This is a genomic window from Comamonas endophytica (genome assembly GCF_023634805.2).
Taxonomy (GTDB): Bacteria; Pseudomonadota; Gammaproteobacteria; order Burkholderiales; family Burkholderiaceae_C; genus Comamonas; species Comamonas endophytica.
This window is the reverse complement of the sequence record NZ_CP106881.1, coordinates 1841244-1862863: the sequence shown is the minus strand read 5'-3', so window position 1 is coordinate 1862863 and position 21620 is coordinate 1841244. Positions and strand designations below refer to the sequence as shown.

The window sequence follows — 21620 nt, the reverse complement described above, 5'->3', positions numbered from 1 at the left end:
ATGCGTGAGGTGCTCACTCGTTTCGGACGCCACAACATTGGCTTCTTATGGCTGTTTGTTGAGCCCATGCTTTTTACACTGGGCGTGACCATACTATGGTCTGTGGCAGGGGCTGCTCATGGTTCGGATTTGCCAATCACAGCCTTTGCTCTCACAGGTTATTCAAGCGTATTGCTTTGGCGAAATATGCCTGGTCGCTGCATCGGTGCTATAGAGCCTAACTTGGCTTTGATGTATCACCGCCATGTCAAGGTGATAGATATTTTCGCCGCGCGCCTGCTCTTAGAGGCTGCAGGCGCCACCATTTCATTTATGGTCCTAAGCCTGATCTTTTCTGTCATTGGCTGGATCAGCCCACCTGAAGACATTGGTAAGGTACTATTTGCTTGGTTCATGCTTGCTTGGTTCGGCTTTTCGCTGGCTATATTGATGGGGGCTTGGAGCGAACAATCAGAGATTGTCGACAAGCTCTGGCATCCTTTTTCCTACTTGCTATTTCCACTTTCAGGTGCTGCATTCATGGTGGATGCCTTGCCTACAACAGCGCAAGAATTTCTACTGCTATTGCCAATGGTGCACGGTATTGAGCTATTGCGCGAAGGATATTTCGGATCGACTTTCAAAGCCCACTATGACATAGGCTATATGGCAGTATGCTGTGCTGCTTTGAATCTAATCGGCTTTGCAAAAATGCGTCAAATCAGCCGCACGGTGATGCCCGAATGATCCATATAGAACATGTGAGCAAACACTATACGACGCGCCATGGCAGCGTCACAGTGCTGAACGACGTAAACCTAGCCATTCATCCGGGAGAAAAGGTTGGTATTCTGGGCCGCAATGGTGCGGGCAAATCAACCATCATTCGTCTCATCAGCGGTGCAGAGCGCCCCAGCTCAGGTGTTATCCGGCGCGAGATGAGTGTTTCCTGGCCCTTAGCTTTTGGCGGCGCCTTCCAAGGAACGCTCACAGGGTTAGACAATCTGCGTTTCATCTGCCGCGTATATGGCAAGAGTACGGAGGACAGGATCGCCTATGTTCAAGAATTCTCTGAACTGGGCCGCTATCTGCATGAGCCCGTCAAGACCTACTCAGCAGGGATGCGCGCGCGACTGGCTTTTGCAATCAGCATGGTGGTCGAATTTGACTGCTTTCTGATTGACGAAATCGTCGCTGTCGGCGACAGCCGCTTCCACGAAAAGTGTCGTGTCGAGCTGTTTGAAAAACGAAGGGACAGAGCGATGATCATCGTTTCTCATGATCCTGGCTATGTACGTGAGCATTGTGATCGCGCAGCCGTTCTAATCAAGGGAGAACTTACTGCGTTTGACCACGTGGATGATGCATTTGCGTTTTACCAAGACCACGCTGCTGAATAATGCGCCTTGTCCGGAAAATGCCCGCTTGGTTAATAACACGCTTTCCAGTACGACTCGCGCGTCAGTGTGTGAGTGGGATTGTGCACCACGCAGCGCTATCAGTAGATCATCCCAGATTACAACTGCTGGTCGATGTGTCCGTTATACACCGAAGCGACGCACGCACTGGTATTCAACGCGTTGTGCGTGCACTATTATTGCAGTTACTGCTATCACCGCCCGAAGGCTATCGTGTGCGCCCGGTCTATGCCACTCGTCGCCATGGCTACTCTTACGCCAACGAAGACTTTCTCGATTCTCCAACGCAGGGGGAAAAAAATACGGTCCGGCCGGTGGAAGTACAAAGCGGTGACATCTTTCTCGCCCTTGATCTAGCGGCTCATCTACTTCCTCGGCATCAGGCGCAGGTATTAGATTGGAAAAGAACGGGCGTCCGGCTACATGTTTTGGTGTACGACCTGCTGCCTTTACAGCATCCTGAATGGTTTCCCTCTAGAACCGAGCGCAACTTCAAACGGTGGATGAGATGGCTTGCAATATATGCTGATAACGCTATATGCATTTCTGCTTCCGTCAAGGATGAATTGCAGAATTGGCTTAAAGTCCATTACAGTTTGCCGCCAACTGCGCTACCAGCAAGCATCATCGTCTTAGGAGCCGACATCAATGCTAGTGTTCCTAGCGGCGGACTTCCGAATGACGCCAAAGATTTACTCGCTCACTTACGCAACACACCCTTTGTCTTGATGGTCGGGACGATTGAGCCGCGCAAAGGCCACGATCAAGCCTTAGCCGCTTTCGAGCACCTTTGGAAGCAATCCAGTTCCATGCCTTCATTAGTACTCGTGGGACGTGGAGGATGGAAAACGGAAGCTTTACAAGATAAGCTGCGTAGACACCCTGAATCTGGCAAACGCCTTTTTTGGCCACAGAATGTCAGCGACGAGTACTTGCTCCATCTTTATGCAGCCTGCAGTGGCGTGCTCGTAGCATCCAGGGCCGAAGGCTTTGGCTTGCCGGTAATCGAAGCGGCTCTTCACCGAAAGCCGGTACTTGCACGGGACCTACCGGTATTTAGAGAGATCGGTTTGCCAGAGATCACATTTTTTACCGGCCAAGACGCGAAAAATCTGGCCTGTGCGATTACTTCTTGGCTAGCGAAAAAACATCTTGCATCAGACGCAGAGCGGCCTCAAAAAGTGGATACTTGGCGAACTGCAGCTCAGCAGTTGCTGCTCGCTCTAGGTTTTACGGCCGATACCAGTGTCAACGGGGTAAAAAGCAATACCAGGACACATAAGCAAGGGGCAGCAGCATGAATAAGTTGGTCACTCCTCTTTCGGTAAATAGCGTCGCATTGACTTGTGACTTCTTGAGGGCTCAACCTGGAATTCATGGTTTTACTAATTTTCAACAAAGAAACCTTGCATGGCTTGCAAAAGTGACTGGCGCAAGCAGCACATGGGAAAGTTGGGGAATAAAGACAGACATCATCACTGCGCCTACAGAGCCAAAAAATTTTCGAGGTAGCCTTGGCAGTGACAATCTATATTCAGAATATTTAGAAAATCCCGATCAAGCTTGGGCTTCTACATATGACAATGACAGTCTTCAGGTTTTCCCTGGGATACTAAATAGTCTACTGATGCACGACCTTGTGGTAGGTTTTGAGTTGCCACCAACCCTTAAACGTGCGTTAGATAAAGAAGGAAAACGGTATATTAGCTTTTATATCCATCCCGTGAGATTTTTACGGGATCTATGCTTTTTGGTTACGACCAATTGCACGGATATAGCCAAGCTCATCGCACAGGATGAGGTGGCCTCACATGAGATTTATTATCAAGCAAGAAGATTTAGCGCCTTATTTTCTCGCTTGCAACTGCCTGCGCTTTCTTTTCCAGAAAATGTGCCTGTGCTAATTGGTCAAACAGAGAGGGACTCTGTTCTCATTCGCGATGGTCGCTTCATAACGTGGGCTGACTATGACAACGCTCTTGCGCAGACACTGGAACCGTATTCTGAAGTCATATTTCTTGAGCATCCATACCGCAAAAATAGTGCCGTAAATACAGAGTACTTACGTGGAAGACATGGAAAAACTGTAATTTCTTTCCGCGGCAACAGCTATGGTGTTATTTTTTCTCAAGTTGAATCACCATTTTTTCTGACTTTGTCTTCTTCACTGGGAATTGAGGCCCAATGCGCAGGGAAAAAATGCACCTTTCTTTCAAGCGACCCATGTAAAAAATTTATTCTGGACGGCGTGGATGTGCCAAATGCGGCTATGGTCTCGCACGCTGTGCTTCAGGATGAATTCTGGCGCACAATTTTCTCTACACAATATCAAAAGAAAAAAGTCAGAGAAAATGCTTTTGCATTGGGTGACCATTTCATTCGAAACAGCCTTGAATCATGGGCTTTTCGCCCTTTGCAATTTGGCGCGAAGATCGATCCCGTGCGCAAACTGATTCTTCCCTCCGCCACCGTTAGTGAAAACCGCTTGGCGGCTGTCAGCACTGAACTTCGTGGCGAAGCAACCGGCCGAGGAGATCAGCCGTTCATCCATGGTTGTAAAGAACATTCTTGGGGTACAGTAGAAATACTGTCTAAGCCTTTCGCCAAGGGCCCACCTACCAAAATAGATTTTTCGGAACCAAGCGTCTCACATTATCTAGTGGAAGGCTTTCACAAACCTGAAAGCTGGGGAGTATGGAGCTGCGAGAAAGATGCAAAAATTGTTCTACCATTAGATATTTCTGAAGCATCAGAGGTACAGATTAAAATAACAATTGGGGTTAAAGTACTGCCAGAGATATTAGATCAAGCCCCGGTTCTTCAGATAACCATGGCAGGTAGCGAAATTGGATTTGTCCTTTTCAGAAAATCCGCGAAAAACGATCAGACAATCCATTTCACTCGCCATATAAATTATCCCGTATGTCAACTTGAATTTAGTGTTTCGCATACTGGATCTCCAGCACTGCTCAGCCGTTCGGCCGATCAACGCATATTAGGTTTTGGCATCTTTGAATTGAGCGTGGAGATTTTAGCAATCCCAGCAAACACACACGTTGGCAGCATCGACGTACCGCACAATATTATTTTGGGTGGTGGGCCTGACCAAGGCGTTGACGATAGCGTTCAGAGAACACAATAAGGTCGCATGCAATGAATAAAAATAAACAGATGGAGCAAATTCATGCTTTGAACCTGTCATTTTCAGCTACTGAGCTGCAATTGACAGAAAGAATCTCTTTCTTAACTCAGCGTGAACAGCAATTGACTTCTGAATTGCAGTCAATCCAGAAAAAATTTGCGATCGATAAAGACGTACTGTTAGCTGATCAAAATGAGAACGAAAACGCATTGCGACGCAAGCATGTCGAACGTGAATCCACACTAATCGAACAATTAAGAACCGCAAAAGAAGAGCTCGAGCGTCTACAAGAAGAATTAGAGCGCCATGAAAAAAAACATGTGCAACAAGCCACAGATTCTAAACAAGAAATAGAAAAGCTACTGCATTTTCAAGTGCAACGTGAGCGGGAAATCAGCACTCAGCTTTTCAAGCTTCAGCAGCAGTCTGCGCAGGAGAAGACAGATCTTGCACGCATCCAACATGAGTATATGCGTGTACAGAAAAATGAACAGGCGGACCGTGAAAAAGCTCTTGCTCAACAACTGAAGAATGGCCAGATCGAAGTTCAACGTTTACAGCAGGAGCGAGTACGAGCGGAACAAGATCACGCGCAGCAAACGCGGCAAATTTTAGAAAAGTTGGAAGACCATTTGCGCTTCCAAGTGCAGCGCGAGCAGCAATTTTCCACACAGTTGCTTGTATTGGAACAAGAAAAAGCTCAGCATTTTCAAGAGCACTTGAAACAGACGGCTGCGCTGCAAAGCCGCAATGCCGAGCGTGAGGAAGGCCTTAGAAACCAGTTGAAAGTCCGACAGCAAGAGCTTGAAGACCTGCAAGCTAGCCGCGCCATACGTGAGCAGGAAATTGACTTGCAACTGCGTGAAATTCACAGACAAGCTTCACTAGAAGCGGACAAGCTGCATTGCGATTTTCAAGAACGGACAGATTCACTAAACTTCCAACGTGCCGAGCAGGAAAAAATATTTGCACAGCAACTGCAAGCTGCAAACGCTGAAATCCTTCACCTCAGTATCGAATTAGAGAAACGTGAGAAAGAATATCTTGAACGTGCGAGCCAATCCAGTCAGGTTATAAAGGAACTCCTTAGCTATCAGGAACAGCTTCAGCAGAAAATCAATCAGGAGCTGGTTGGAATCCAGGAGGAAACAGCAAAAGCAAGTAGCGAATATGTTCGTTTGCTCGAGTCTTGTACTTCTATAGAAGCTCAACTCAGGGCAGAAATTGAGTCCAACCACCAAACTGTAAAGCAGTTGCGCCAATTGCTTACAGAAGTACAGGGAAAACTTGATGCGAATCAAGCTTCTTTGGCTTGGCGAATTACGGCACCACTGAGACAATTAGCTAGGTTGTTAAAGCTTGATAAAAAGCATAAGCCCGCGCCATCTAAAAAAATTGATGATATTAACAAAAGCTCGCGGACACCAGAAAAAACAGATTTGCATCCGGCAATTACCATGCAAGAAAATTCAGTTGATCCGTTCTCGCCTGCATCCGGAATAAAAACAGCCAATAATATGTCAACTACTGCATCGACACTAGAAGAACTGCTAACTATAAATGGCCAGCAGTTTATAGAATCCGCTTACAGGGCTCTATTAAAAAGAGATCCAGATTCTGAGGGCAAACTTTATTACCTTTCACGACTGGAAGCAGGCTATTCAAAAATGCAAATTATTTCTCAATTGCATTTTTCGAAAGAAGGCAAAGAGCGAAAACCAAAATTACCAGGTTTAGACAGCGCTATAAAAAAATACAAGAGATCTCAAACTCCTTTGGTTGGGTGGATCTTTGCTACTATTGAAAAAACGGAAAACGACGGTACGCACACTCGACATCTACGTGCTCTCGAATATAAAATACATAATCTTGCAAATGAAAGCTCAAAAAACTTTGAACGATTAGAAGAGAGATTATCAGATATTTCGAAATTTATTTCTGATCAGTCAAGCAAGATATCTGAGATAAACGAAAGAACAGCGCAAACCAATTTAGAGCTAAGCAATTCTTTAGCTTATATGCGTAGCCTTGCCTCACAACAAGGAGCACAGGGGAACTCGCCAGAAAATCTTCCAAAAATAGAAACCGACAAGCCAATTTCCACCCACAATAATGAGAATCATTCGGAAAATGGAAAATCATCAGATTTTGAGACGCATAAAAGTCTTTCGCCATTGTCTGTAGAGGATTTAATAAAAATAAGTGTTTCCCATGAAAACATTTCAACAGTAGAGAAAATTTCAATTAAAGCAAAACCTCTAACAATTGAAAATTTACTTGATATTTCCAAATTAATAGTTTAATGCCACAAAAAGAATTCATCAAATAATTTAACGGTATACAAATGAAAAAACGTTTTTTTATAAGCAACGCAATTGACGAAGAAAAACTTCCATTTATTTCCAATGAGGAAATGAAGTTTGGTCGCGCGCACTATTCTTGGAAAATTGTGGCCGATCTTTACTCAAAAGGCCTTGAAGCGGCAGATATAGAAACCTACCGTGTAATAAGGCCAGAAATTTATCAATCCAAGATTGCGCAGGAAACTTTTGGAGTCAGGCACGACGACAATCATCTCGCAGTGAAGCCAATTGAGCACATTCGTCCATTCTATGGAATGAAGAATATATTCAATAGCGGCTGGGAGTTTCCTCAATTCAGCAATGAATCATTCAATGGAAATCCTTTAAATAACCATATCAACATACTAAAGAATGCTGATCAGATATGGTGCTGGTCCAATTTCACTAGAGATAACCTCAAATCCTATGGAATCGACACAGCAATAACTTTGCCTCCTCCAGTCATCGTTCCAAGAGTTTCAGATGACACGACGATTGATCATATCGCCACGCTGCCTCTTAATACGACACGTCCACCTGTTCCATCGGACATCAAGACACTCGCAGAAATATTGAAAACTTATGAGAAAAGCAAGGTATTTTTCTCGATATTGAATCCTTTCGATAAGCGCAAACAGATCAAGTCAATGTTGACCGCATTCGAAAAGGCTCAAAAGAAGCAGCCAAACATAATTCTGCTTGTGAAACTGGTGGTTGATAACATACATACAACACTTGGAAACATACAAGAAATATTGGAAGTGCATCACGGATTCACAGGAGAAAATAATCGAATTATTTTTATCGGTGAAACCTTGACTGACGGCCAGATGAAAAATCTGGTAAAAAAAGCCAATTTCTACTTGTGCACATCCTCAACTGAAGGGCTGAACCTTCCAATGATTGAGGCAATGGCACAAGGCGTAGTTCCAGTTTCTACCAAAGCGACAGCAATGGCGGATTACATCAATGAGAAAAATTCTATCGTTATCAAACACGAAGAATTACAAACAGAAGGGCCGTATCATGCCCTGCATAATTATTTACGGACAACACATTTCCCCCCACAGTTGGAATCGACCATTGCTTCCTTAGTTTCTGCAGCAGAAATTAGCGACAGCCAATACAGAGAATTGTCGAAAAATGCAAAAAGGGATGCCGAGGCAAAATATAGCCTTCAGGCATTTATTAAGAATATTCAAGCGCTGGGAGTAATGTGATGAACAATGAATTTCGCAACAGTACAAAACCCATCTTGATGTTGGGAGTTGCGCCACTGTGGGAGCTGGAATACACTGGCATCTCAAATGTTGTATTTGAGCTTACGAAGAGATTTTTCTTTGATCAATCTCTGGATTTTGAAGTTCGTTTTAGCGTTTTCGATAAAGTTGTTGATAAAAATATCATCAAAGATTGCCTTGACAACAGAAGCGGGGCAAACTTACAGGCATCCTTTCAAAAAAATGAAGGAATTTCTGAAATTGAAGTCGATGAGTATGGCCGCATTGAAGGCCGCTTAAGCTATGGGCTTTTTCTCCATACAAAGCCACATCGAAGGGTTTTCCATAAAGACAGTCATTTGTATTATGATTTCTCTTTTCTGCTAACCCAAGAGTGCCATACCCAAGACACTATAAATTTCCATCTTAATGGATTAACAGAACAAATATCCAGTACTGATTTATTTTTTTGCATATCAGAATCGACAGCGAGCGACCTTCGGTGGCTGTTCAATGTCCCCAAAGAAAAAACTGTTGTAGCGCTTCTGGGAAACAACGTAAATACAGATATTGCTTCCAAGGCGCGGGAACTGATTGGCGATCGCGAAATAGAGCCTTATTTACTTATTCTCGGGACGATTGAGCCACGGAAAAATATTGCATTAATATTTGAATGGCTGAAGAAAAACCCTAATCTTCTGAAAAAATACAGATTTGTTTTTGCTGGCAGGCAAGGATGGGGCCCGGCGTTTGCAGACTATGCAGAAAAAACCGGACTTTCTTCAGAAATTGACTCAGGACGTATAGTTCATCTGGGATACGTTGATGAATCGCTAAAGGCGACATTGATTGTCGGAGCACAAGCAATATTTTATCCATCCATATTCGAAGGTTTTGGTTTGCCTGTCTTGGAAGCGATGGAATTGGGTGTTCCAGTCATTGCCAGTTGCTCGACTTCGATTCCTGAAGTCTTAGGTGACACGGGTTATTACTTCGATCCCTATTCAGTTGAATCTCTTGACGTCGCCTTTTCAAAGTTTCTTTTTGATCAATGCACTGGACAACTTGAAATTCAAAGAAAAAAAGCGTCTCAAAGGGCTGCCGAGTTCAGTTACGACAGAACGTATACCGTAATATGTGATTCATTGAAAAAAGAGTTTCTAGATAGTCAGACAAATTAATTTTATCAACAAGAACAAATTACTTGGAGAGTTTAACTTCTGAACTAAAAAATGCCATGCTGCATGGCACAACCAATATCTCATGATAGAAATCATCTATCAAAGATGATTTACAATCTTTTCAACCCTAACGTCAATTAATTCAGGAATATATGACAACCGCAATCATCACTGGTATCACCGGCCAAGACGGCGCTTACCTCGCCGAACTTCTGCTCAGCAAGGGCTACACGGTCTACGGCACCTACCGCCGTACCAGCTCGGTCAACTTCTGGCGCATCGAAGAACTGGGCATCGACAAGAACCCCAACCTGCACCTCGTGGAATATGACCTGACCGACCTGTCGGCCAGCATCCGCCTGCTGCAGACCACGGGCGCCACCGAGGTGTACAACTTGGCGGCGCAAAGCTTCGTGGGCGTTTCGTTCGAGCAGCCGCTGACCACTGCCGAAATCACTGGCCTCGGCCCGGTGAACCTGCTGGAAGCCATCCGCATCGTCAACCCCAAGGTTCGCTTCTACCAGGCCAGCACGTCCGAAATGTTCGGCAAGGTGCAAGCCATTCCCCAGATCGAAGACACGCCCTTCTACCCACGCAGCCCCTATGGCGTGGCCAAGCTGTACGCGCACTGGATGACCATCAACTACCGTGAAAGCTACGGCATCTTCGGCAGCAGCGGCATCCTGTTCAACCACGAAAGCCCGCTGCGCGGCCGCGAATTCGTGACGCGCAAGATCACCGACAGCGTCGCCAAGATCCAGCTGGGCCAGCTGGACTGCCTGGAGCTGGGCAACCTCGACGCCAAGCGCGACTGGGGCTTCGCCAAGGAATACGTGGAAGGCATGTGGCGCATGCTGCAGGCCGACGAGCCCGATACCTTCGTGCTGGCCACGAACCGTACCGAAACCGTGCGCGACTTCGTGCAGATGGCATTCAAGGGCGCTGGCATCAACGTCGAGTTCAAGGGTCAAGCCGAAGGCGAAACCGCTGTCGACACGGCAACCGGCAAGACCGTGATGCGCATCAACCCCAAGTTCTACCGCCCCGCGGAAGTGGAACTGCTGATCGGCAACCCCGAGCGCGCCAAGGCCAAGCTGGGCTGGGAGCCGACCACCACACTGGAACAGCTGTGCCAGATGATGGTTGAAGCCGATATCCGCCGCAACAAGGCCGGCTTCTCGTTCTAATCGACAACTTCGCACCACTGATGACTTCCATGACGCAAAATCCGCTCGTAAATATCAGCGACCTCATGGCCCAGAGCGGAGTCGCGTTTGGCACCAGTGGTGCGCGCGGCCCCGTCGTGGCCATGACCGATGCGGTGTGCTTTGCCTATGCGGCGGGCTTTCTGCAGCACATGGCCAGCCTCGGGGAGTTTTCTCCGGGCATGCAGGTGGCCCTGGCGGGCGACCTGCGGCCCAGCACGCCGCGCATCCTGGCGGCTTGCGCAGCGGCCATCGAGGCCCAGGGGGGCGTGCCGCTTTTCTGTGGCTATGTGCCCTCGCCGGCTCTGGCGCTGCATGCTTTTTCGCTGAAGATCCCGTCGCTGATGGTGACGGGCAGCCATATTCCCGACGACCGCAACGGCATCAAGTTCAATCGCGTTGCGGGCGAAGTCTTGAAGCCTGATGAATTGGGCATGAAGGCCCAGCAGGTCGACATGCGCACGGGCGATTTCGACGAGGCGGGCGCGCTGCGCCAGCCCAAGCCACTGCCCGAGGCGGTGGATGTGACACGCGCCTATATCCAGCGCTATGTGGACTTTTTCGGCGCCAACTCGCTGAGCGGCATGCGCGTCGGTGTGTACCAGCATTCGGCCGTGGGGCGCGACATTCTGGTGACGCTGTGCGAGGCCCTGGGCGGTGAAGTCAAGGTGCTGGGCCGCTCGGCTACTTTCATTCCCGTGGACACCGAGGCAGTGCGCCCTGAAGACGTCGCGCTGGCTCGCCAATGGGCTGCCGAGCACAAGCTGGACGCCATTCTGTCCACCGATGGCGACTCCGACCGCCCGCTGATTGCCGACGAGCATGGCGAATGGCTGCGCGGCGATGTGCTGGGCGTGCTGTGCGCCCACTATCTGGGTGCGCAGTGCGTGGCAACGCCGGTCAGCAGCAATACCGCACTGGAGAAGTCCGGCTGGTTCGCGCATACGGCGCGCACGCGCATCGGCTCACCCTATGTGATCGAGGCCATGGAAACCGCCCTGCAGCAGGGCCGCCCGGGCGTATGCGGCTACGAGGCCAATGGCGGCTTCCTTTTGATGAGTCCGATGCAGGTGCATGGCCGCGAACTCGCGCCCCTGCCCACGCGCGATGCGGTGCTGCCCATGCTGGCGGTGCTGGCCAGCGCGCGTGCCAAGGCGTGCACGGTGTCGGCGTTGCTGGGCGCCCTGCCCGCGCGCTTCACCTGCAGCGACCGGATCCAGAATTTCCCGACCGCGCTGAGCCAGGAGCGCCTTGCGTCGTTGCAGGCGGGCAGCGGGGCCGAGCAGCGGCAGGCGTTCGAGCAGGCGTTTGGCGCGGTGTCCGGCACGGTGACGGGTCTGGATGCCACTGATGGCCTGCGCGCGACGTTCGCCAACGAGGAGGTGATTCACCTGCGCCCTTCGGGCAACGCGCCTGAGTTGCGTTGCTATACCGAGGCGCCGACGGCGGCGCGGGCGGCGCAGATCAATGCGGCGGCACTGGAGGTGCTGGCCGCCTGGCGTCAGCCCTGACTGCATCTGTTGCGCGTTTGTTACCGGTGAACCGTGTGGGGAGCCGGCACAATGCCGCACGCTTTGGAGCGAGGGTTTGCTTTGAGATGGCTGGAAGGAGGTTGGAGGATGATTCCTGGAGTGGGTTTGACCCGGGGGCTTCCGACAGGCTCCGCGAAAACTCTTGGATGGGCCCTTCATCCTTCGACGCGGCCGGCGAGGCAGGCTCAGGACGAACGGTGGGAGACCGGTCAGCTCTTGATGGGCTCTGCTCAGGCTCGGGATGAATGGCTGATAGAACAAACTGAAGAAGAACGATAAGGAACGATGGGACATTTCACATCGATCTCCCACCAACAACAGATTTCCCGGGTTTGAGGGGCCGTATTCAGGTGCCGCATGGGCGCCTGGAGCCCGCTTCCCGTGCACTACACAGTAAAAGGCATATCGATGAAGAAAATCTTGGTGACCGGCGCGGATGGTTTTACCGGCCGCTATCTGGCGGTGGAACTGCAGCGCGCAGGGTATGAAGTGCATGGGCTGGTGCGCAATGCAGAAGCCGGCGATATCCCGGGCGTAAGCGCATTGCATGCGGCCGATCTGTCGGATGCTGAGGGGCTCGCGCAAGTGGTGCAAAAGGTGCAGCCGCACAAGGTGGCGCATCTCGCGGCAATCGCTTTCGTCGCGCATGGCGATGTGGAAGCCATCTACCGCACCAACCTGGTTGGCACGCGCAATCTGCTCGAGGCCCTGGCGCAGGCCAGGGCGCCGCTCGATGCGGTGCTGCTGGCGAGCAGCGCCAATGTCTATGGCAACTCCGTGGGCGGCGTTCTGGGTGAAGACACTCCGCCCGCGCCCGCCAATGATTACGCGGTCAGCAAGCTGGCGATGGAATATGCGGCGCGTCTCTATGCAGAGCGGCTGCCGCTGATCGTCACGCGGCCGTTCAACTACACCGGCGTGGGCCAGGCGGACAATTTCCTGATCCCCAAGATCATCAGCCATGTGCGCCGCCGCGCGCCGGTGATCGAGCTGGGCAACATCGATGTCGAGCGCGACTTCTCCGACGTGCGCAATGTGGTGCAGCTGTACCGCCGCCTGCTCGAGGCGCCGGCCGCCGTGGGGCAGACCTTCAATGTATGTTCGGGCCAGGCATGGTCGCTCAACGATGTGCTGAACATGGCGCGCGAGATTTCGGGGCATGACTTCGAGGTGCGGGTGAACCCGGCTTTCGTGCGCCAGAACGAGGTCAAGACGTTGGTGGGCAGCCGCGCCAGGCTGGATGCGGTGGTCGGCGAAGTGCCCGAGATCGCGCTGCGCGACACCCTGCGCTGGATGCTGGAGGCATAGCACGTGGATCTGAAGCTGGTCTTGTCGGTCGAGGCGCTGGCACCGCACCTCACGGGCATCGGGCGCTACACCTGGGAGCTGGCACAGCGGTTGCCCATGCAGGCACAGGTGCAGGACGTGCGTTTCTACCGCGGCGGGCGCTGGATCGACGAACCGGCTCGCCTGCTGGAGGCGCCGCCCGCGCCGGGAGCGGCAAAGGCCAGGAAGCCCTTCTTCAAGCTCAAGCCGCCGCGCTGGCTGCGCGACTGGCAGACTTCGGCCAACTGCCGCGGCCGGGTGTTCCATGGCCCGAACTTCTTTCTGCCCGCCTGCGCCGAGGCGGGCGTGGCCACTGTGCACGATCTTTCGGTCTTCAAATATCCCGAGACGCACCCCATCGAGCGCATCCGCCATTTCGAGCGCGACTTCAAGCAATCGATGGCGCGCGCCAGCCATCTGCTGACCGACTCCGAGGCCACGCGGCGCGAGGTCATCGACTTCCTGGCGTGGCCCGGGGAGAAGATCACCGCCGTGCCGCTGGGGGTGTCGCCGCGCTTCGCGCCGGCCGCAGCAGAAGTGATCGCTCCCTGCCTGGAGCGGCACGGATTGCAGTACAAGCGCTACGCGCTGTGCGTCTCCACGCTCGAGCCGCGCAAGAAGATCGCCAACCTGCTGCAGGCCTACGAATGCCTGCCGGCCGGGGTGCGCGAGCAATACCCCTTGGTGCTGGTGGGCGGCACGGGGTGGCTAAGCGATGACTTACACGCGACAATCGAACGTTTGGCGGCACAGGGCTGGCTGCGCTATCTGGGTTTCGTGCCCGAGGCCGACCTGCCCGCGCTGTATGCAGGCGCCCAGGCGTTCGTCTACCCATCCATCTACGAGGGCTTCGGCCTGCCGGTGCTCGAGGCCATGGCCTCGGGCGTGCCGGTGGTGACGTCCATCTTCACCTCGCTGCCCGAAGTGACGCAGGGCGCGGCGCGGCTGGTGGACCCGGATGACATCGATGCGCTGGCCCTGGGCATTCACACCGCCTTGTGCGATGAAGCCTGGCGCGCAACGGCCTGCGAGACAGGTCTGGAAAAGGCCAGGAATTTTACGTGGAGCCGCTGTGTCGAGCAGACAATCGATGTCTACCGGCAGGTGGCCGCCAGGAATGGCTGAACAGCAAGTGAAAAACATGACGACCAGAGATATGAAGACAAGATCTGCCGCGACCACGGCAAGCTCCACGACCTTGCGCCTGCTGCTCGCGGCTGGCGTAGCGGCCGTGTTGAGCGCCTGCTCCACCAGCCCCACCTGGCTGCCGACTTCCGGTCCGAGCCGCGAACAGGTCGAGGAGGTGGCTGCTGCCCCGAACGACCGCGGCATCCAGATCGTCGAGGTCAATGACGCGGTGGCGCGCCGGGTGCTGGCCAGCCAGCGGCAAAGCCTGTTTTCCGAAGTGTTCGGCACTTCGGCGCAGTCGGGCTATGTGATTGGCGCGGGCGACGTGATCGAGGTCTCGGTGTGGGAAGCACCGCCCGCGGCCCTGTTCGGCAGCGGCGCGATCGATCCGCGCACGGGCCCCTCGACCACGCGCGTCACGGCCCTGCCCGAGCAGATGGTCAACAGCAACGGCAGCGTCAACATTCCCTTTGCCGGCCAGATCATGGCGGCCGGCCGCAGCCCGCAGCAGATCGAGGCCGAGATCATCCAGCGCCTCAAGGGCAAGGCCAACCAGCCTCAGGTGCTGGTGCGCATGATCCGCAACAACACAGCCAACGTGACGGTGGTGGGCGAGGTCGCCAATAGCACGCGCATGCCGCTGACGGCGCGCGGCGAGCGGCTGCTCGATGCGCTGGCAGCTGCCGGCGGCACGCGCCAGCCGGTCAACAAGATGACGCTGCAGGTGACGCGCGGCAACCAGGTGCAGGCGCTGCCGCTGGACACCATCATCCGCGACCCGCGCCAGAACATCCTGCTGCAGCCGGGCGACGTCGTGACCTCGCTGTTCCAGCCGCTGAGCTTCACGGCGCTGGGCGCGACGGGCAAGAACGAAGAGCTCAATTTCGAGGCCCAGGGCATCTCGCTGGCGCAGGCGCTGGCGCGCGTGGGCGGCGTGCAGGACAACCGTGCCGATGCGCAGGGCGTGTTCATCTTCCGCCTCGAGTCGCCCGCCGCGCTGGATCTGCAGGGCAAGACCATCATGACCACGCCCGAGGGCCTGGTGCCGGTCATCTACCGCATGAACCTGCGTGACCCGGCAAGCTTCTTCGTGGCGCAGAGCTTCCCGATCCGGGACAAGGACCTGCTGTATGTCTCGAACGCTCCCGCGGCCGAGCTGCAGAAGTTCCTCAACGTGATCTTCTCCACCGTCTTCCCTGTGGCCAACCTGATCAGCGTGACCCGGTAATCTGCTGCGTGCTTGTGTAGTTCTGAAGGCAGCGCTATGCGTGAGTCAGTGATCGATGTCACCCGCCTGGTGGACCGGGCGATGCAGGGCCGCCGGCCCACGGGGGTGGACCGGGTGAGCCTGGAGTACGTGCGCCACTTCGGTGGGCGCGCGACGGCGCTGGTGCGCTTTGCGGGGCAGTGGATCGAGCTGTCCGAGGCGGATTCCACGCGCGTCTTCGCGGCGCTGCTGGCGCCCGCGCGCGACTTCAACATGCTGGTGCGGCGCGCCGTGGCCAAGGCCTTCGCGCGCAGCGTGGGGCGGCAATTCTCCAAGCCGCGGTTCTTCTTCAACACCGGGCACAACGGCCTGGAAAAGCCGGTCTATGCGCAGTTCGTGCAGCGCTCGGCGCTCAAGCCGCTGTATTTCGTGCATGACCTGATCCCGGTTTCGCACCCCGAGTACTGCCGCCCGGGCGAGACCGGGCGCCACGAGATCCGGATGGATACGATGCTGCGCACCGGCCATGGCGTCATCGCGAATTCGGCTGCGACGCTGGCGGAATTCGCCGCCCATGCCGCGGCAAAAGGGGTGCCCATGCCCGCGACCACGGTGGCGCTTCTGGCCCCTGCTCCGCTGCCCGCGCCGGCCGCGCAGCGGCCGCTGGAAGCGCCCTACTTCGTGATGCTGGGCACCATCGAGCCGCGCAAGAACCACTGGCTGATCCTGCAGTTGTGGCGCCGGCTGATCGAGCGCCTGGGCGCCGCCGCGCCGCGCCTGGTCATCATCGGCCAGCGCGGCTGGCTGTGCGAGAACGTGGTGGACCTGCTCGAGCGCTGCGAGCTGCTCGAGGGCTTCGTCTTCGAGAAGCCGGGCTGCAGCGACACCGAGCTGTCCACCTGGCTGCACCACTCGCAGGCGCTGCTGTTCCCCTCGTTTGCCGAGGGCTACGGCATGCCGCTGGCCGAGGCGCTGGCATCCGGCGTGCCGGTCATTGCCAGCGACCTGCCGGCCTTCCGCGAGATCGCCGGCGATATTCCCGAATATGTGGATCCGCTCGACGGCCGGCGCTGGGCCGAGCTGGTGAGCGAATACGCGCACCCGCAAAGCCTGGCGCGGCGCGGCCAGCGCCGGCGGATGGCGGGGCTGGTGCTGCCCAGCTGGGAAGCGCATTTCCAGCAGGTCGAGGCGTTGATGGAGCAGTTGCGTGTTGCCGCAAAGCGTTGAGTTGCCGGATGTCTCCGTGGTGTATGCGCTGGACTTTTCCTCCTGGAAGAGATCGGTGGTGTGCCAGTGCTTCGCGCCGGCGCGGGTGGTGTTCGTCGCCAGCGTGGCCGATGTGCCCGCGGGCGCGGTGCTGGCCGTCTGGGGCATGAAGCCTTTCAACGCCGCGCTGCAAGAGGGCGTGCGGGTGCTGCGGCTGGAGGACGGCTTCCTGCGCTCGGTGGGGCTGGGCGTGGACCTGATCCGGCCGATGTCCTGGGTGATCGACGGACGCGGCATCTATTACGACGCGACGCGGCCCTCCGATCTCGAGCATCTGCTGGCGAACGCCAGCTTCGATGCCGCGCAGCTGCAGCGTGCAAAGCTGCTGCGCGAGCGCATCGTTTCCCAGCGACTGACCAAGTACAACACCGGCGGCGGCGTCTGGCAGCGGCCCGCGGGCGCCGCCAGCGTGGTGCTGGTGCCGGGGCAGGTGGAAAGCGATGCGTCGCTGGCCTATGGCGCGCCCGGCATCCGCACCAACATGGCGCTGCTGCAGGCGGCGCGCGCGGCCCATCCCGATGCCCATGTCGTCTACAAGCCGCACCCGGACGTGCTCGCCGGCCTGCGCGCGCGCGGCGCGGACGAGCACGAGGCGCTGCGCTGGTGCGACGAAGTGGTCGAGCACGCGCCGATGGGCGAGCTGCTGCTGGCGGTGGACCATGTCCATGTGCTGACCTCGCTGGCCGGCTTCGAGGCGCTGCTGCGCGGCAAGGCCGTGACCTGCCATGGCCAGCCCTTCTACTCGGGCTGGGGCCTGACGCGCGACGCGGTGCCGAACGCGCGCCGCACGCGGCAGCTGTCGCTGGACGAGCTGGTGGCCGGGGCGTTGATCGAATATCCGCTCTACATGAGCCGCACCGGCGCCAGCCTGACCGCTCCCGAGCAGGCGCTGGACGAACTGGTGGCCTGGCGCACGCGCGCCGGCCACAGGCTGCCCTGGTGGCGCAAATTATTCAGAGTGGTGCTGCGCCGGGTGGTGGGGGTGCGATGAGTCGCGTGCGTTCTTTCCTGTTTCTGCAGGGGGTGTGTTCCCCCTTTTTCCTGCGCCTGGCGCAGAGCCTCAAGGCCGACGGCCATGCGGTGCACAAGATCCATTTCAATGCCGGCGACTGGCTGTACTGGAGCGGCGGCGGCGCCTCGCACTACCGCGGCGGCCTCGCGCACCTGCAGGGCTTCCTGGACCAGAAATACCGCCAGCTCGGCATCACCGACCAGGTGCTGTTCGGCGACTGCCGGCCGGTGCATCGCCCCGCGGTCGAGCACGGCCGTGCACTGGGGCTGCGCACCCATGTGTTCGAGGAAGGGTACTTCCGCCCGCACTGGGTCACGCTCGAGCGCGAGGGGGTCAACACCCATTCGCTGCTGCCGCGCGATCCACAGTGGTTCATGGACGTGGGCCGCAGGCTGCCCGAGGCCGCCGCCGTGCAGCCCTTCCACTCGCCCTTCCGGGTGCGCGCGGGGCATGACATCGCATACCACTCGGCGGGTTTCTGGAACCCGCTGGCCTATCCGCGCTACCGCACCCATTCGACGATCACCGCCGCGACCGAATACGCGGGCTATGCGCGCCGCCTGCCGATGCTGCGCTGGCATGCGCCGCGCGACAACGCGCTGATCGAGAGGCTGCTGCAGAGCGGCGCGCCGTTCTATGTGCTGCCGCTGCAGCTGGGCAGCGATGCGCAGATCCGCGAGCATTCGATGTTCAACGACATGGCCGAGGTCATGGAGTTCGTGCTGGCCTCCTTTGCACGGCATGCGCCGGCGCGCAGCCGCCTGGTCGTCAAGAACCACCCGCTCGACACCGGCCTGGAGAACCACCGGCGCACGCTGCGCGGTCTGGCGGCACGCTTCGATGTGGCGGATCGCGTCGATTACATTGAAACCGGCAATCTCGATGCCCTGCTCATGCGCGCGCGCGGCACCGTCACGGTGAACAGCACCGTGGGGGCGATCTCGCTGGGGCTGAACTGCCCGACGATGGCGCTGAGCAACCCGATCTACCAGATGCCCGGGCTGACCTTCCAGGGCACGCTCGATGATTTCTGGCGCAAGGGCACGGCACCCGACGCCGAATTGGTCAGGCACTTCCGCAATGTCGTGGTCCACACCACGCAGGTCAACGGCGGTTTCTATTGCCGCGACGGCATCGCGCTGGCGGTGCAGGGCAGCCACCGGCTGCTGGCCGCCGAGCGCTCACCTTTGGAGGAATGGCTTTGACGGCACGCACGGTATTGATCACAGGCTCCACTGGAGGCATTGGCGGCGCGCTGGTCGAGTCCTATGCCGAGCCCGGCAACACGCTGATCCTGCAGGGCCGCAACGCGCCGCGCCTGGCCGAGCAGGCGGCACTGTGCGAGGCGCGCGGCGCGCGCGTGATCACGCAGGTGCTCGACGTGCGCGACCGCGCCGCGCTGTCGGCCTGGCTGCGCGAGGTGTGCGAGCGGGAGACGGTGGATCTGGTGATCGTCAACGCCGGAGTGAACACCAACATCGGTCCCGACAACGCGGGCGAGCGCTGGGAGGACATCGAGGCGCTGATCGAGGTGAATCTGCTGGGGGCCATGGCCACCGTCGATGGCGTGCTGCCCTCGATGCGCGGGCGCGGTGCCGGGCAGATCGCGCTGATCAGCTCGCTGGCGGCGTATTTCGGGCTGCCCGTCACGCCCAGCTACTGCGCCAGCAAGGCCGCCATCAAGGTCTATGGCGAGGCGCTGCGCGGCTGGCTGGCGCCCGAGGGCGTGCGCGTGAATGTGGTGATGCCGGGCTATGTGGAGTCGCAGATGTGCCACGACATGCCCGGCCCCAAGCCCTTCCTGTGGCCGGCCGACAAGGCGGTGCGCGTGATCCGGCGCGGGCTCGAGCGCAACCGGCCGCGCATCAGCTTCCCCTTTCCGCTGAATTTCGGCACCTGGTGGCTGTCGGTGCTGCCGCCGGCCATCTCGGAACGCATCCTGCGGCTGATCGGCTACCGTGGCTGAGGCCATGCCTTGGACGGCCCTGGCGTGGCCCATCCTGACAGGGCTGGCGCTGTCGCTGGCGCTGGAGCCCGCGGTGCAGCCGCGGCCGCTGCCGCTGTGGCGGCGCCCGCTGGCGGCCACCGTGATCCATGTGGCGCTGTGGCTGCTGCTGTTTTGCTTCGAGCTCGCGGTGTTCCACCGCCCCTGGTTCGCCATGGCCATCGTGCTGGCGTTCCAGCTGTTCGTGGTGCTGGTCAACAACGCCAAGTTCCATTCGCTGCGCGAGCCCTTCATCTTCCAGGATTTCGAGTATTTCCTCGATGCGCTCAAGCACCCGCGCCTGTACCTGCCCTTCCTGGGCACGGCGCGCGCGGTCATCGCCGTTGCGGGCTTTGGCGTGGCCTTCTATGGCGGCCTGCACTTCGAGCCGGCGCTGAGCGCCTCCCTGCCGCTGGCGGATTTCTTCGGGATGGTGGCCGCACTGGCGGTCTTTGCCGGCGCGCTGCTGTGGTGCGGCGCGCGCCGTCCCCTACCCGTGAGCTTCGCGCCGCAGGAGGATCTGCGCGCGCTGGGCCTGCTGGCCAGCCTGTGGTGCTATGCGCGCGAGGAGCGCCGGCACCACCCGCTGCCTGCGGCCCGCCCCGCGGCGCCCGCTGCCGAAAGCGCCGCGCTGCCGCATCTGGTGGTGGTGCAAAGCGAGTCCTTCTTCGATGCGCGGCGGCTGTTTGCCGGCATCCGCCCGGAAGTGCTGCAAACCTTCGACGCGCTGCAGGCCGCAGCGGTCCGCCAGGGCCGCGTCGAGGTCGCGGCCTGGGGCGCGAACACGGTGCGCACCGAGTTCGCATTCCTCTCGGGGCTGGACGCGTCGGCGCTGGGCGTGCACCGCTTCAACCCCTACCGCAAGCTGGCGCGCCAGGGCGTGCCGACGCTGGCGGGTCTTCTGCGCCAGCAGGGCTACCGCACGGTCTGCGTGCACCCGTACCACGCGAGCTTCTACACGCGCCACGAGGTCTATCCGCTGATGGGTTTCGATGAGTTCATCGACATCGAGCACTTCAGGGACGTGGAGAAGACCGGCCCCTATGTCGGCGACGCGGCCCTGGCCGAAAAGGTCTGCGCGCTGCTGCAGCAGCAGGCATCGGACCAGCCGCTGTTCGTGTTCGTGATCTCGATGGAAAACCACGGGCCGCTGCATCTGGAGAAGGTGTCGCCCGGGGATGAGGAGCGGCTGTATTCGGCCCCGCCGCCCGCCGGCTGCGACGACCTGACGATCTACCTGCGCCACCTGGCCAACGCCGACCGCATGGCGGGCATGCTGCGCGACCAGCTGCAATCCATGGCCCGCCCCGGCTGGCTGTGCTGGTATGGGGACCATGTGCCGATCATGCCCCGGGTTTATTCGGCGTTGTCCGAACCGGATGGGAGGACGGATTGGTTTCTCTGGCGGAACGGGGATGTGCCTGGGTCGGGGGAGCGGGTAGATCTGAGGATCGAAGACCTATCGGACTTGGTGCTGGAGGAAATGGGGTTGAAGTCGCCAAGCGTGTGACAGGGCGACCGGTCAACTGTTTTCTGAGGGCAGGCCGCTCATGGTTCGACAAGCTCACCACGAACGGTTTAACCGATCTGAACCGTTCGTCCTGAGCCTGTGGAAGGATGGACGGCCTGCACTCAAGTTTCGAGAACAGCTCCACCTACACACACGGTCCCAAACGAA

The 21620-nt window shown here is 56.9% G+C and carries 17 protein-coding genes; all 17 read left to right on the top strand.

Features of this window, described 5'->3' with window-relative positions; all coding sequences use genetic code 11:
- The 17 genes from M9799_RS08355 to M9799_RS08275 all read left to right on the top strand — a co-directional run bounded on the left by M9799_RS08355 (position 1) and on the right by M9799_RS08275 (position 21452).
- On the top strand, positions 1–726 hold the full coding sequence (locus tag M9799_RS08355; RefSeq protein WP_231043237.1) for an ABC transporter permease: 726 nt from the start codon (positions 1–3) through the stop codon (positions 724–726).
- Positions 723–1379 (top strand): ABC transporter ATP-binding protein, encoded by a 657-nt coding sequence (locus tag M9799_RS08350; protein WP_231042899.1) that lies wholly within the window; start codon positions 723–725, stop codon positions 1377–1379. Before M9799_RS08355 ends, M9799_RS08350 begins: the two co-directional genes overlap by 4 nt.
- Before the next feature lie 233 nt (positions 1380–1612).
- Positions 1613–2698, top strand: a complete 1086-nt coding sequence (locus tag M9799_RS08345) for a glycosyltransferase family 4 protein (protein WP_250621333.1) — start codon at positions 1613–1615, stop codon at positions 2696–2698.
- Positions 2695–4539, top strand: coding sequence for a hypothetical protein (locus M9799_RS08340; protein WP_231042901.1), 1845 nt, complete (start codon positions 2695–2697; stop codon positions 4537–4539). Before M9799_RS08345 ends, M9799_RS08340 begins: the two co-directional genes overlap by 4 nt.
- Before the next feature lie 11 nt (positions 4540–4550).
- Positions 4551–6842, top strand: coding sequence for a DUF4214 domain-containing protein (locus tag M9799_RS08335; protein WP_231042902.1), 2292 nt, complete (start codon positions 4551–4553; stop codon positions 6840–6842).
- Between the two features lie 41 nt (positions 6843–6883).
- Positions 6884–8101, top strand: a complete 1218-nt coding sequence (locus tag M9799_RS08330) for a glycosyltransferase (protein WP_231042903.1) — start codon at positions 6884–6886, stop codon at positions 8099–8101.
- Positions 8101–9282, top strand: a complete 1182-nt coding sequence (locus M9799_RS08325) for a glycosyltransferase family 4 protein (protein ID WP_231042904.1) — start codon at positions 8101–8103, stop codon at positions 9280–9282. The genes M9799_RS08330 and M9799_RS08325 overlap by 1 nt, the downstream gene beginning before the upstream one ends.
- Before the next feature lie 152 nt (positions 9283–9434).
- Positions 9435–10469, top strand: coding sequence for a GDP-mannose 4,6-dehydratase (gene gmd / locus M9799_RS08320; RefSeq protein WP_231042905.1), 1035 nt, complete (start codon positions 9435–9437; stop codon positions 10467–10469).
- Between the two features lie 29 nt (positions 10470–10498).
- Complete coding sequence (locus M9799_RS08315) at positions 10499–11998, top strand: phosphomannomutase (protein ID WP_263725862.1); 1500 nt, start codon at positions 10499–10501, stop codon at positions 11996–11998.
- A gap of 429 nt (positions 11999–12427) precedes the next feature.
- Complete coding sequence (locus M9799_RS08310) at positions 12428–13327, top strand: GDP-mannose 4,6-dehydratase (RefSeq protein ID WP_231042907.1); 900 nt, start codon at positions 12428–12430, stop codon at positions 13325–13327.
- Positions 13328–13336: 9 nt separating this feature from the next.
- Positions 13337–14470 carry a glycosyltransferase family 4 protein gene (locus M9799_RS08305; protein ID WP_231043238.1) on the top strand — a complete coding sequence of 378 codons (1134 nt, stop codon included), beginning with the start codon at positions 13337–13339 and terminating at the stop codon, positions 14468–14470.
- A 31-nt stretch (positions 14471–14501) separates the two neighbouring features.
- Entirely contained in the window at positions 14502–15701 is a 1200-nt protein-coding gene (locus M9799_RS08300) for a polysaccharide biosynthesis/export family protein (protein ID WP_231042908.1), read from the top strand.
- A 36-nt stretch (positions 15702–15737) separates the two neighbouring features.
- Positions 15738–16907, top strand: a complete 1170-nt coding sequence (locus tag M9799_RS08295; RefSeq protein ID WP_231042909.1) for a glycosyltransferase family 4 protein — start codon at positions 15738–15740, stop codon at positions 16905–16907.
- Entirely contained in the window at positions 16891–17937 is a 1047-nt protein-coding gene (locus M9799_RS08290) for a capsular polysaccharide export protein, LipB/KpsS family (protein WP_231042910.1), read from the top strand. The genes M9799_RS08295 and M9799_RS08290 overlap by 17 nt, the downstream gene beginning before the upstream one ends.
- Before the next feature lie 32 nt (positions 17938–17969).
- Positions 17970–19163: a capsule biosynthesis protein gene (locus M9799_RS08285; RefSeq protein WP_231042911.1), complete on the top strand. Its 1194-nt coding sequence runs from the start codon at positions 17970–17972 to the stop codon at positions 19161–19163.
- The gene (locus tag M9799_RS08280) at positions 19154–19924 is read left to right on the top strand and encodes an SDR family NAD(P)-dependent oxidoreductase (RefSeq protein ID WP_231042912.1); all 771 of its coding nucleotides are present in this window, start codon (positions 19154–19156) and stop codon (positions 19922–19924) included. The genes M9799_RS08285 and M9799_RS08280 overlap by 10 nt, the downstream gene beginning before the upstream one ends.
- 4 nt (positions 19925–19928) lie before the next feature.
- A complete protein-coding gene (locus M9799_RS08275; protein ID WP_231042913.1) occupies positions 19929–21452 on the top strand; it encodes an LTA synthase family protein in 1524 nt (507 codons plus the stop codon).
- Positions 21453–21620 lie beyond the last annotated feature (168 nt).